Origin of the sequence: Pseudomonas sp. P7779, assembly GCF_013386315.1 — a bacterium.
Lineage (GTDB): Bacteria > Pseudomonadota > Gammaproteobacteria > Pseudomonadales > Pseudomonadaceae > Aquipseudomonas.
Window position 1 is genome coordinate 1 of record NZ_JACARZ010000061.1, and the last position, 13,356, is coordinate 13,356.

The following is a 13,356-nucleotide window of genomic DNA, read 5'->3' on the forward strand; positions in this document are numbered from 1 at the left end:
ATCGCCGCCGCCTCGCGCTTCGCCACTCCCGGCATCAGCCAGGAAGACGCCGAAGACATGTACCGCGTGATGCAGGCCGTACGCGCGCAAAACCCGACGCTGCCCGTGACCGACTTCTACCTCACCGGCTACAGCCTCGGCGCCCTCGACGCAGCCTTTGTCAGCAAGCTGGACGAAACCCGTCGCAGCTTCAACTTCAAGAAAGTCCTGCTGCTGAACCCGCCGGTCAACCTCTATACCTCGATCACCAACCTCGACAAACTGGTGCAGACCGAGGTCAAGGGCATCAACAACAGCACCACCTTCTATGAGCTGGTGTTGAACAAACTGACCCGCTACTTCCAGCAAAAGGGCTACATCGACCTCAACGATGCCCTGCTGTACGACTTCCAGAACTCCAAGGAACACCTGACCAACGAACAAATGGCGATGCTGATCGGCACTTCGTTCCGCTTCTCGGCGGCCGACATTGCCTTCACCTCGGACCTGATCAACCGTCGCGGCCTGATCATCCCGCCCAAGTACCCGATCAGCGAAGGCACCAGCCTCACGCCGTTCCTCAAGCGTGCGCTGCAGTGCGACTTCGACTGCTACCTCACCGAACAGGTGATCCCGATGTGGCGCGCCCGTTCCGACGGCGGCAGCCTGCTGCAACTGGTTGACCAGGTCAGCCTGTATGCCCTCAAGGACTACCTGCACGACAGCCCGAAAATCGCCGTCATGCACAACGCCGACGACGTGATCCTGGGCCCTGGCGACCTTGGCTTCCTGCGTAAAACCTTCGGCGATCGCTTGACCGTCTACCCCCTGGGCGGCCATTGCGGCAACCTCAACTACCGCGTCAACGCCGACGCCATGCTGGAGTTCTTCCGTGGCTAAATATCTTCTGCTGCTCGCCGCCCTGATGTGCGCGGGCGTGGCCAATGCCGACAACAGCAAGGCCCACACGCCGACCGTAGTGGACTCCGACGGCTTCAAGGAGCCCCTGAGCCACCTCAAGTTCAACCCTGGCCTGGACCAGCGTGAGTTCGAGCGCTCGTCGGTCAACGCGCTGAATGTCTACGACCCGCTGGAGTCGTGGAACCGCCGGGTCTACCACTTCAACTACCGCTTCGACCAGTGGGTGTTCCTGCCCGTGGTGGACGGTTACCGCTATGTCACCCCGAGCTTCCTGCGTACCGGCGTCAGCAACTTCTTCAACAACCTCGGGGATGTACCCAACCTGCTGAACAGCCTGCTGCAGCTCAAGGGCCATCGTTCCCTGGAAACCACCGGGCGCCTGCTGCTCAACACCACCATCGGCATCGCCGGCCTGTGGGACCCGGCCACCGCCATGGGCCTGCCGCGCCAGAGCGAAGACTTCGGCCAGACCCTGGGCTTCTACGGTGTACCGGGCGGCGCCTACCTGGTGCTGCCGCTGTTTGGTCCGTCGAACCTGCGGGATACCACCGGCCTGCTGGTGGACTACGGCGCCGAGACCGAGATCAACTTCCTGAACGTGTCCAAGGTCAGCGAAAACCACCCGGAAATCTGGGCCCTGCGCGCCGTCGACAAGCGCTACCAGACCAGCTTCCGCTACGGCCAGATGAACTCGCCGTTCGAGTATGAAAAGGTGCGCTACGTGTACACCGAGGCGCGCAAGTTGCAGATCGCCGAGTAATGCCCCGTGTAGGCGCTGGCTTGCCAGCGCCTACATCCCCCGCCGACACCACTTACGCCACGTAAACCGCAGTTGCAGCACGGCCGCCCTGGCCATTTCCCGATCCTGCTCCGCCAATCCCGAAGGCTGTTCAAGCGCTTCAAGCATCGCAACGCTGGCCGCATCCATCAGCGACTCATTCGCCACGCTCGGTCCACCCTCCTCCAACACCGACTCCAATGCCCGCAAATAGCGATCGCGCTCAATCGCCAACGCACCCCGGCTGTCCGCCAGGCAGGCGCGCAACTCCAGCAACTCATCCCCCAGGTCCAGCCCCAGCAATCCGTTATCCCAGTGGACACGGCGATCGGCAGGCAAGGTTTCGCTGTAGCGCGACAGGCGAATCAGCCGGTCCGCCATGCGCCCGCCAAACCAGCTTTCAGCCTGCTCCAGGGGACGGGAAGTCAATTGCGCCAGGTCGAACAATGAAGCCTTGAACATCCGCCGATAGTGATGCTCGCCGGGATTGAGCTGGATCAGCCGAAACACCACCACGGCAATCCCGACCCCCACCAGCGTCGCGATGGCCTTGTTGAGGAACGCGGCGAAGTCATAGGTCATCACATTGCTGGGCCCTACGTTGTTGACGAAAAAGATGCAGAACGCCGAGGCCGTGGCCGCCAGCTTGAGGCGGCTCATGCACAACGAGGCGAAAAACAGCGGCACTCCCAACGCCAGGCATAACAAGGGAAAGCCATCGAAGCCGGGCAACAGCACGAAGCACACAAAACCGGCCACCGGGATCGACAGCGCTATGCCCTTGAGGAAGTTAAGGCTGGAAGCCGACGGGTTTTCCCGCGCTGCAAACAGGCTCAACACCACGCCACAAATCGATACCGCGCCCAAACCCGAAGGCCATGCCGTAAAGATCCAGAACGCCGCGACCGCCAGAAACGCCAACGCACTGCGCAGCCCGCCTAGCACCCCCTGCTCGATATCCCGGTGCCAGGACATCGCCCCCGGTGCGCCGGGCGGCACCCTGCCCTGCTCGACCGCCGACAGCGTCAATTCACCCAGCTCAATCAAGCGCAACACCTGCGCCAGTTGCACCAGGCAAAAGTGCGCCTCCTGGCCAAGCTGCGGATCCTGCAACGCCAGGCCAAGCCGTTGTGACAACTCGGGCAGTTCATCAAGACGCTCCTGCTGCAACGCCGAAGCCACCGCTTCAATCAGTGGCCCGACCGCCGCCGTTTCATCGAGCATCATCCGCTGGCGCGCCACGCCCCGCGCCGCCCGCAGCAGGCTAAGCAGATCACGGCTGAGCACCCGCAAGGCCTGGGAGCGGCGCCGGCCCTTGGGCCCTTCAAACCAGGCATGGTCGCGCTGGCTGTCCACCGCCACCAGGCGGCTCAATGCTTCGAGCAAGCCTTTACGCTGGTCGGTACCCAACAGCTCCGAAGCGGCAGCCCGCACCCCGGCCTGCCAGGCGGCGCGCGCCTGAACCGCCAGCACCTGCTCGACCCGGCGCGGCCACAGAATCGTACTGGCGATGGAGGCACAAAGAATCCCCAGGCTGATCTCCTGGCAGCGTGCCACCGCCTCATCGAACACTCCCAGCGGTGCCGCCGTAGCGGGTAGCGCAATAATCGCCGTGGTGTAACCCGCCAGCACAAACCCATAGGACGCATGATTGCGCAGCAAGGATGCCCCCGTGGTGCAGAACGCCAGCCACAGCGCCATGCACAGCAGGAACAGCAGCGGCGCCTGGCCAAACACGCCGATCATCGCGATGGAAACCATGGCCCCGACAAACGTACCCACCAGCCGATAGGCGCCTTTGGCCAGGACCATGCCGCTGGTGGACTGGCCCACGATAAATACGGTGGTCAGGGCCCATTGCGGTTGCTGCAAGTCAAAACAGAAGGCCAGGTACAACGCGACCCCGCCGGCGATCATGTTGCGCAAGGCAAACAGCAGATCGCTACGGGACGGGGTCAACGTCGCCTGCCAGAAATCAGGGAGCTGGAAGGTGGAGGATTTCATTAAACCCACATATAGATAGCAAGCTAATGATTAGCATCGTATCTATATTTGTGGCGAATGCCAATCTCAGGCTATTTGACCAGGCGCTTTTCCTTGGATGGCCTGTAGCCAAAGTAGGCGCTGTAGCACTTGCTGAAATGGCTCGGCGAGACAAACCCGCAGGCCACCAGCACGTCCACCTGGGACAGCTCGGTGTGTTGCAGCAGCCGACGGGCCTCGGTGATGCGCAGTTCCAGGTAATAACGCTGGGGCGTGGTGCCAAGCTGCTCCTTGAACAAACGCTCCAACTGGCGTCGGGAACGGCCCGCATAAACGGCCAGTTGCTCAAGCTCCAGAGGCTCTTCGAGGTTGGCGTCCATCAGGTTGACCACCTCGCGCAGGGGTGCGCTCAAGCACACGTTTTCCGTGGGTTTCACCCGCCGGTAGCGCGACTCCTCAAACGCCAGGATGTCCTCGATCCCCTCCACCAGCGCTTTGCCGTACAGCCCCTTGATCCAGTCCAGCGCCATATGAAACGCACCGGAAGGGCTCGATGCCGTCAGCCGGTCGCGATCAATCACATAGGGTTCGCTGCTGACCTGCGTCGCCTTGCAAAAATCAGCGAGGGCCGGGCGATGTTCCGGGTGCACGGCGCAGCGGTAGCCGCCCAGCAATCCTGCACGCCCCAGGAACCACGCACCATTCCACAAACCGGCCAGGCTCACACCCTGCTCCGAGGCGCTTTTCAGCAGGTGGATAAACTCCTCCGCAGCCTTCAGTTCAGTGCGATAGCCACCGCATATCACCAACAGGTCCAACTCTTTAAGCACCGAAGACTCAAGCCGCGCATCGGGCCGGATCACCAGCCCCAGGTCACTGATCACCTCGCCTTCCCGCAAGCCGAAGGTCGAGGTAGAAAAAGAAGCGGGCCGCAGCAGGTTGGCGGTGATCAGCGTATCCAGCGCCTGGGTAAACGCCGGCAGCGAAAAATGTTCGAGCAACACAAATCCCGCACGCACCGTCTGGCGGGCCTCGCCGGGATTTTCATTCAGGTAACGGAGGTTCTTGCCTTTCATGCCCCCGCTGAATTGCCGTCGCTCGATCAAATGCCTATGCCCTCACCCGCTTCCAGAGGTTACCCACCGCACTGACCACCGCCAACACCACGGCCCCGGCAATGATCCCCGCCACTGCATTGAGCAACGTCGGCATCAACCACGCCAGGCCGCCAGTACTCTGGCTCACAGTCTCGATCCAGTGATGCACCACCGGCACACCATGGGTCAGGATGCCACCGCCGACCATGAACATCGCCGCCGTACCGATCACCGACAGGCTTTTCATCATGTACGGCGCCGCCCGCAGGATCGCCCCGCCGATGCTGCGCGCCGCCTGGCCGGGCTTCTGGGTGAGCCACAGGCCCAGGTCATCGAGTTTGACGATACCGGCCACCAAGCCGTAGACGCCGATGGTCATGACGATGGCGATACCCGACAACACGATCACTTGCTGCATCAGCGGTGCATCGGCCACGGTACCGAGGGTGATGGCGATGATTTCGGCGGAGAGGATGAAGTCGGTACGGATCGCGCCCTTGATCTTGTCCTTCTCGAAGGCCACCAGGTCCGTGGCCGGATCCGCCACGGCTTCCACCAGGTGCGCCTGCTCTTCGGTGCGTTTGTGGAAGAAGCTATGGGCGAGTTTTTCGAAACCTTCAAAACACAGGTAAGCGCCGCCCAGCATCAACAACGGCGTGACCGCCCACGGCGCAAACGCGCTGATCAGCAACGCAGCCGGCACCAAAATCAGCTTGTTGACGAACGAGCCCTTGGCCACCGCCCACACCACCGGAATTTCCCGCTCGGCGCGCACCCCGGAGACTTGCTGGGCATTCAGCGCCAGGTCGTCCCCCAGCACGCCGGCGGTTTTCTTCGCGGCCATCTTGGTCATCAACGCCACATCATCGAGCACCGCGGCGATGTCGTCGATCAATACCAGCAAACTGCTTCCTGCCATGGCTCAGGCTTCCCGTGATTCAAAGTGCGCCGAGAATAACGCGGCGCACACCGGGTTAGCGAGCCGTTCAGCGCGCAGGCGTTTGCCAGCCCCCGCCAAGGCTCTGGATCAGCGCCACACTGCCTTGGCTGAGCTGGCCCTGGGTGTCGCGAAGATTCTGCTCGGCTTGCAGCAACACCAGTTGCTGGGTCAGCACGGCCTCCTGGCTCACAGTGCCGGCGCGCAACTGTGCTTCCTGGCTGCCGAACAGTTGCTGATTACGTTGGTACACCTGCTGGAACGCATCGGCCTGGGTTTGCAGGTGGTTGATTGCCGACAGGTTATCTTCAACGTTCTGCAAGGCGCTGAGCACGGTACCCTTGTAGGTCGCGGCGATCTGGTCATAGCTGGCCTCGGCCTGCTTGACCGCCGCTTCGCGGGCGCCGCCGTCAAACAGGGTTTCCGCCAGCGCCGGGCCCAACGTCCAGATGCGATTGGGCAGGGAGAACAACCCGCCCAACGCACTGCCGCGGTAACCGGCCTCGGCAGTAAGATCCAGGGTCGGGAAGAATGCGGCTTCAGCCACGCCGATTTTCGCGTTGGCCGCCGCTGCCGAGCGCTCCGCCGCCACCACATCGGGACGCCGTTGCAGCAGGGTCGACGGCAAGGTCAACGGTGGCCGCGGGACCACGAAGCTGTAGTCATTGCGCACCGCCACGCTGAATTCACTCGGCGCCACGCCCACCAGCACGGCCAGCGCGTGTTCGTATTGCTCGCGGTCGCGCAGGGAGGTCTGCAAGTCGGCAATCGAGGTGGTCAACTGGTCCTGAGCCACCAGCAACTGGTCGTTGGTGGCGACGCCCTGGGTGAACTGCACCTGGATCATGTCCAGCAGTTGCTGGTTGATCTTCTGTTGTTGCTGCAACAGGCGCACGTCGATGTCCATCTGCCGCAGGGCGAGGTAGTTACTCGCCACGCTGGAACTGATGGACAGCCGCACCCCGGCCAGCAACGCATCCGATTGCTGGGCCGTCGCCTGGCTGGACTCTATCCCGCGCCGCACCAGGCCCCACAGGTCCGGCTCCCAACTGGCGGTCAAGGTTGCGCTGACACTGTTCTGCACGCCGCCCGCCGTGGTACCGGTGGTGGACGTGCCGCTACCACTGCCTGCCGTTCCCCGCGAACCCGACAACCCCACGCCCACCGTCGGCCACAAACCGGCCCGGCTGGACGCCACCTGCGCCTGAGCCAAACGGTACGCGGCCTCCGCCGCGATGATCGATTGGTTGGCCTTGGCCGAGCGCGCCACCAGGTCGTTCAGCACCGGGTCCTGATAGGCCAGCCACCACTGGCTGTCCATCGCCCCTTGGGGGTTAGCCGCCGCGCGCTGCCACTGCGCGCCTTCCTTGAACGACTGCGGCAGCTCCATGGCGGGCTTCTGGTAATCGGGCCCGACCATGCAGCCGCCGAGCAGCAGGCTGATGCAAAGCACGCTGTATTTCACGTTCATAACCTTGCTTCCTTACGCCGACCCAGGCGCTGTGACGCCCGGTCGAGCCACAGGTAGATCACCGGGGTGGTGTACAGCGTCAGCACCTGGCTGAACAGCAGGCCACCAATAATCGAAATCCCCAACGGCCGGCGCAACTCAGAGCCATAACCGGTGCCGAGCACCAGCGGCAGCGCGCCAAGGATCGCCGCCAGGGTCGTCATCATGATCGGCCGGAAACGGATCAGGCACGCTCGGCGAATCGCTTCCTTGGCCGTTAGGCCGAACTCCCGCCGCTCGGTGATCGCGAAGTCGATCATCATGATCGCGTTTTTCTTCACGATACCAATCAACAGAATCACCCCCACCAGCGCAATGATCGACAGCTCGGTGCCGGTCAGCAGCAAGGCGATCAACGCACCGACGCCGGCCGAGGGCAGGGTCGAAAGAATGGTCAGCGGGTGCGTCAGGTTTTCGTAGAGGATGCCCAGCACGATATACACGCACAGCAACGCAGCGACGATCAGCAGTGGCTCACTGGCCACCGACGACTGGAACACCTGGGCCGTACCGGCAAACTGGCCGACCACACTGGCGGGCATGCGCAGTTGCTTCACCGCATCGTCCACCATCGCCGTGGCCTGGCCGATGGACGTGCCGGGCGCCAGGTTGAACGAGACTGTCACCGCCGGGAACGTGCCCTGGTGACTGATGGAAATTGCGGTGCGCGCCACCGTGTTATCCGCCAGTGCCGAGAGTGGCACCAGGGTCTGCCCGGTGGTCAGGTTGGGCGCCGCCGTGGTGCCCTTGGTGGTCGTGGCCTGGGTGCCCGTCGGCACATAAATGCCCTTGAGCGCGGAAGGGTCGGTCCAGTATTCCGGCGCGATTTCCATCACCACGTGGTACTGGTTGGCCGCGCGATACAGGGTCGCGACCTGGCGCTGGCCAAAGGCGTCGTACAGCGTCTGGTCGACCGCCGAGACACTCACCCCGAGGCGCGCCGCCGTGTCCCGGTTGATTTGCACATTGGCCAGCAAGCTGTTGTCTTGCTGGTCGGTATTGAGGTCGGTGAGTTGCGGCAATTTGCGCAGCACCGCCACCACCTTGGGCACCCATTCGTCCAGCGACTCCTGGTCATCGGCGGTCAGGGTGTATTGGTATTGCGCGCCACTTTGCCGGCCACCCACGGTGATGTCCTGGGCCGACTGCAAATACAGCTTGGTGCCCGGCAAGTCGCCGAGGCTGCGGCGGATCTGGCCGATGATTTCGGTGGCGTTGTCCTTGCGCTCGCCCAGGGGCTTGAGCAATACAAACATCTGCGCGCTGTTGACCGCCCCGCCGCCCCCTCCGCCACCGCCGACAAACCCGGCGACGGTTTCGACGTTCGGGTTTTTCATCACCTTGCGGTTGATCTCGGTGAAGTCCTTCTGCATCGCCCCATAGGAAATGCTCTGGTTCGCCAGGATGCTGCCCTGCAAGCGCCCGGTGTCTTCCTGGGGGAAAAAACCCTTGGGCACCAGCACGTACAACACGCCGGCGAGCACGATCACCAACACCGTCACAAAACCCATCAGCACCGTATGGTCGATCACCCAACCGAGGGTGCGATCGTAGAAGCGGTGAAAGCGCGAGTCCGGGTGTTCATTGCCTTCATGAATCACTTTCGGCGCGCGCAGCAGCACGCTGGCGAGCATCGGTGTAACCGTCAGCGAGATCAGCATCGAGATCACGATGGCCACCGACAACGATACCGAAAACTCGCGGAACAGCCGCCCGACAATCCCGCCCATCAGCAGCAGCGGAATAAACACCGCCACCAGCGACACGCTGATGGTCAGTACCGTGAAGCCGACTTCCTGGGCACCGGCCAGCGCCGCTTCCACCCGGGTCTTGCCGCGCTCCAGGTGGCGCATGATGTTTTCCACCACCACAATCGCATCGTCCACCACAAAGCCGGTGGAAATCGTCAGCGCCATGAGTGACAGGTTGTTCAGGCTGTAGCCGAGGAAGTACATCGCGCCGAAGGTGCCGAGCAGCGACAGCGGCACCACAATCGCCGGCACCAGGGTGCTGCGCCAGTCGCGGAAGAAGCCGAAGGTCACCAGGGTCACCAGCAGGATCGACACCAGCAACGTGATCTCGACGTCATGCAACGAGGCGCGAATGGTGGTGGTGCGGTCCATCAGCAGGTTGAGCTTGATCGTCGCCGGAATCGAGCTTTGCAGGAACGGCAGCGAGGCTTTCACCGCGTCCACCGTTTCGATCACGTTGGCGCCCGGCTGCTTGAACACCACCAGCAATACTGCCGGCTTACCGTTGGACAGGCCGAAGTTGCGCAGGTCCTGCACGTCTTCGCGCACGTAGCCCAGGTCGGCGATATGGATCAGGTCGCCGTTGTGGGCCTTGACCACCAGCGGCCCGTAGTCCTTTTCATCGAGCAACTGGTCGTTCGCCGCAATGCCGTAGTTGCGATCACCGATGGCCACGTTGCCCTTGGGCAAGTTGACGTTGGAGGCGTTGATCACCTGGCGCACCTGCTCCAGGCTCACGCCGTACTGGTTGAGCCGGTCGGGGTTCAATTCCACCCGCACCGCCGGCAGCGCGCCGCCGCCCACCGTCACGTCACCGACCCCGGTAGTCTGCAACAACTTCTGCTCCAGCAGGGTCGAGGCCACGTCATACATCTGCCCCGGCGTGGCGCTGTCGGAGGTCAGGCTGATGATCAGAATCGGCGAATCCGCCGGGTTGACCTTGCGGTACGTCGGGTTGCCGGACAGGTCGCTGGGCAGGTTGCTGCGGGCGGCATTGATCGCCGCCTGCACATCCCGCGCGGCGCCGTCGATGTCGCGATTCAGGTCGAACTGCAAAATGATCCGCGCCGAGCCCAAGCTGCTGGATGAGGTCATCTGCGTGACCCCGGCGATCTGCCCGAACTGGCGCTCCAGGGGCGTGGCCACTGAACTGGCGACGGTGGTCGGATCGGCGCCGGGCAACGAGGCGCTGACGCTGATGGTCGGGAAATCCACCTCCGGCAACGGCGCCACCGGCAACAGCATGAAGGCCAGCGCGCCAAACAGCGCGAGGCCGGCCGCCATCAAGGTGGTTGCAATCGGGCGGCGAACAAACGGCGCGCTGAGGTTCATTGCCATCAGACCGCTTCAGCCGGGCGGCGGCTGAAGCGCTGCCCCAGGCCGTGCATGGCGAGGAAGATCACCGGCGTGGAAAACAGCGTCAGCAACTGACTGAGCAACAACCCGCCGATAATCGCGATGCCCAGCGGGTGACGCAGCTCCGAACCAATCCCCGTACCGAGCGCCAGCGGCACCGCGCCGAACAGCGACGCCATGCTGGTCATCAGGATCGGCCGGAACCGCAACTCTGCCGCCTGGCGGATCGCGGCCGTGGGGCTCAGGCCGCCCTCGCGTAACAACTCCAGGGCAAAGTCGACCATCATGATGCCGTTTTTCATCACGATACCGATCAGCAGCACAATGCCGATCAATCCGATAATGTCGAACTGTGTGCCGGTCACCAGCAGTGCCAGCAAGGCCCCGAGCGCTGCCGAGAGCAGCGTCGAAAGGATCGTCACCGGGTGCACGAAGCTTTCGTACAGAATCCCCAGCATCAGGTACACCACCACAATCGCCGCCACCACCAGGAATACCTGGTTGGACAGCGACTGTTCGAACGTCGCCGCCGCGCCTTCCAGGTTGGCCTGCACCGACAGCGGCAAGCCGACCTTGGCCTCGATGTCCTTGAGCCGCGTGACCGCCGCGCCAAGGGTCTGGCCGGGCGCTAGGTTGAACGAAACGTCGGCATACGGAAACTGGCCCAGCCGGTTGATGGTGACGGGCGCCCGCACCACCTGCAGGGTCGCCATGCTCGACAGCGGCGCCACACCGCCACCGGGAATGTCCACGTACAACCCGGTGAGCAGGTCCGGCAAGTTGCGCGGCGGATGGTCGGTGGCGATCACCACGTGGTACTGGTTGAGCTGGGTGTAGATCGTCGAGACCTGGCGCTGGCCGAAGGCGTCATACAGCACGTCGTCAATCGCCTGGGGCGTGATGCCGAGGCGCGAGGCGGTGGCGCGGTCAAAGGTCAGCTGGATCTGATTGCCGAATTGCATCGCCTGGCTTTGCACGTCGGTGAACATCGGGTCTTGCTTGATCGCCGCCAGCAGCTTGTTGGTCCACTGCTCCAACTCGTCCGGGTCGGTGGCTTGCAGGCCCAGCCGGTAGCTGGTGGTGGACACCGTGGCGTCGAGGGTCAGGTCCTGTACCGAGTGCAGGTACAGGCGGATCCCGGCGTCGTCGGCGTTGGCATCGGAGAGCCGGCGGATCACCTCGGTGGCACTGTCGCGCTCGCCGCGCGGCTTGAGGTTGATCAGCAGGTTGCCCTGGTTGATGGTCGGGTTGGTCTGGTCGATACCGACGAAGGACGACAGGCTTTGCACCGCCGGGTCCTTGAGGATTCGCGCGGCCAGGCGCTGTTGTTCGGTCTGCATCTGCTGGAACGAAACCGTCGGCGCCGCCTGGGAAATACCCTGGATCAGCCCGGTGTCCTGGTCGGGGAAAAAGCCCTTGGGCATGATCACCAGAATCATCAGGGTCAGCGCGGCGGTGAGCGCTATCGAGATCAGGGTCAAGGTGCGGTGCGCCAACACCCAGTCAAGGCCACGCACGTAGTGGGTGTTGATGCGGTCGAAGAAATCCGCGCGGCGTTCCTGGTGCTTATTCTTGAGCATCCGCGCGCACATCATCGGCGTGAGGGTCAGGGAGATGAACGCCGAGATAACGATGGTCACGGCCACGGTCATGGCGAATTCGCGGAACAGCCGGCCGACCACATCGCCCATGAACAGCAGCGGGATCATCACTGCAATCAGCGCAATCGACAGCGAAATAATCGTGAAGCCGATTTGCTCCGAACCCTTGAGCGCCGCCTCCAGCGGCGAGTCGCCCGCCTCGATATAGCGCGTGATGTTTTCGATCATCACGATGGCGTCGTCCACCACGAACCCGATGGCGATAGTCAGCGCCATCAGTGTCAGGTTGTTCAGGGAGAAGCCCAGCGCATAGGCCACCGCCAGGGTGCCCACCAGCGTCAGCGGCACGGTGACTGCCGGAATAACCGTCGCCGCAACGTCGCGCAGGAAAATGAAAATCACGATCACCACCAGCAGCACCGCCACCGCCAGTTCGTACTGCACATCGGTGACCGAGGCGCGGATGGTTTGCGTGCGGTCGGTCAGCACATCGACCTTCAAGGTACCCGGCAAACTGGCCCGCAGCTTGGGCAGCAATTGCTGCACGCGGTCGACCACCTGAATCACATTGGCGCCGGGCTGGCGCTGGATGTTCAGCACAATCGACGGCGTGCTGTTGGTCCACGCAGCCTGGCGCGGGTTCTCCGGGCCCTGGGTGGAACTGGCGATCTGTGACAGGCGAATCGGTGCGCCATTTTTATAGGCGATCACCAGGTCGCGGTATTCCTCGGCCGATTGCAGCTGGTCGTTGGCACCAATCGAATACGCCTGGAACTTGCCGTCGATATTGCCCTTGGCCTGGTTGACGTTGGCCGTGCCGAGGGAGGTGCGCAGGTCATCAATGGACAGGCCGAGGCTATTGAGCGCCGAGGTATTCGCCTCGACCCGCACCGCCGGGCGCTGACCGCCGCTGATGGTCACCAGGCCGACGCCAGTGATCTGCGAGATCTTCTGCGCCAGCCGTGTATCCGCCAGGTCCTCGACCTTGGTCAGCGGCAACACATCGGAGGTCAGGGACAGGGTCAGCACCGGCGCATCCGCCGGATTGACCTTGCTGTATACCGGTGGGTACGGCAGGTTGGCCGGCAGGAAGGTGCCGGCGGCGTTGATCGCGGCCTGCACTTCCTGCTCTGCCACGTCCAGGGACAGCGACAGGTCGAATTGCAGGGTCACCACCGAAGCGCCGTCGGAGCTGGTGGAGTTCATCGACTTGAGGCCCGGCATCTCGCCGAGCTGGCGCTCCAGCGGCGCGGTGATCGAGGAGCTGACCACGTCCGGGCTGGCGCCGGGGTATTGGGTGAAGACCTGGATGGTCGGGTAGTCGACTTCAGGCAACGCCGACACCGACAACAGGTGATACCCCAACATGCCCAGCAACAGCACCGCGACCATCATCAAGGTGGTGGCGACGGGACGTTCGATAAAGGGCCGCGAAATGTTCAT

At 63.1% G+C, this 13,356-nt stretch carries 8 protein-coding genes; 2 read left to right on the forward strand and 6 right to left on the reverse strand.

Going from position 1 to position 13,356, the window contains the following annotated elements:
• Positions 1 to 879 (forward strand): serine/threonine protein kinase (locus HX869_RS17865; protein ID WP_178903429.1); only part of this gene is annotated, 879 nt, incomplete at its 5' end.
• Complete coding sequence (locus HX869_RS17870) at positions 872 to 1,660, forward strand: VacJ family lipoprotein (RefSeq protein ID WP_003210582.1); 789 nt, start codon at positions 872 to 874, stop codon at positions 1,658 to 1,660. The genes HX869_RS17865 and HX869_RS17870, both read left to right, overlap by 8 nt.
• A 30-nt stretch (positions 1,661 to 1,690) precedes the next feature.
• Here the strand turns inward: HX869_RS17870 and HX869_RS17875 are convergent, their stop codons facing one another.
• The 6 genes from HX869_RS17875 to HX869_RS17900 all read right to left on the reverse strand — a co-directional run bounded on the left by HX869_RS17875 (position 1,691) and on the right by HX869_RS17900 (position 13,356).
• Positions 1,691 to 3,682: an FUSC family protein gene (locus tag HX869_RS17875; RefSeq protein ID WP_177023203.1), complete on the reverse strand. Its 1,992-nt coding sequence runs from the start codon at positions 3,680 to 3,682 to the stop codon at positions 1,691 to 1,693.
• A gap of 71 nt (positions 3,683 to 3,753) precedes the next feature.
• Complete coding sequence (locus HX869_RS17880) at positions 3,754 to 4,737, reverse strand: GlxA family transcriptional regulator (RefSeq protein WP_134327091.1); 984 nt, start codon at positions 4,735 to 4,737, stop codon at positions 3,754 to 3,756.
• Between the two features lie 34 nt (positions 4,738 to 4,771).
• Positions 4,772 to 5,677 carry a DUF808 domain-containing protein gene (locus HX869_RS17885; RefSeq protein ID WP_003210585.1) on the reverse strand — a complete coding sequence of 302 codons (906 nt, stop codon included), beginning with the start codon at positions 5,675 to 5,677 and terminating at the stop codon, positions 4,772 to 4,774.
• A 67-nt stretch (positions 5,678 to 5,744) separates the two neighbouring features.
• Positions 5,745 to 7,166 (reverse strand): efflux transporter outer membrane subunit, encoded by a 1,422-nt coding sequence (locus HX869_RS17890; RefSeq protein WP_177019607.1) that lies wholly within the window; start codon positions 7,164 to 7,166, stop codon positions 5,745 to 5,747.
• Positions 7,163 to 10,288 carry an efflux RND transporter permease subunit gene (locus tag HX869_RS17895; RefSeq protein WP_177023226.1) on the reverse strand — a complete coding sequence of 1,042 codons (3,126 nt, stop codon included), beginning with the start codon at positions 10,286 to 10,288 and terminating at the stop codon, positions 7,163 to 7,165. The genes HX869_RS17890 and HX869_RS17895 overlap by 4 nt, the downstream gene beginning before the upstream one ends.
• A gap of 5 nt (positions 10,289 to 10,293) precedes the next feature.
• A complete protein-coding gene (locus tag HX869_RS17900) occupies positions 10,294 to 13,356 on the reverse strand; it encodes an efflux RND transporter permease subunit (protein ID WP_178903430.1) in 3,063 nt (1,020 codons plus the stop codon).

Coding starts and splice junctions, on each gene's coding strand:
- HX869_RS17875 (WP_177023203.1), bottom strand. CDS start 3,682: ATGAAATCCTCCACCTTCCAGCTCCCTGATTTCTGGCAGGCGACGTTG.
- HX869_RS17880 (WP_134327091.1), bottom strand. CDS start 4,737: ATGAAAGGCAAGAACCTCCGTTACCTGAATGAAAATCCCGGCGAGGCC.
- HX869_RS17885 (WP_003210585.1), bottom strand. CDS start 5,677: ATGGCAGGAAGCAGTTTGCTGGTATTGATCGACGACATCGCCGCGGTG.
- HX869_RS17890 (WP_177019607.1), bottom strand. CDS start 7,166: ATGAACGTGAAATACAGCGTGCTTTGCATCAGCCTGCTGCTCGGCGGC.
- HX869_RS17895 (WP_177023226.1), bottom strand. CDS start 10,288: ATGAACCTCAGCGCGCCGTTTGTTCGCCGCCCGATTGCAACCACCTTG.
- HX869_RS17900 (WP_178903430.1), bottom strand. CDS start 13,356: ATGAACATTTCGCGGCCCTTTATCGAACGTCCCGTCGCCACCACCTTG.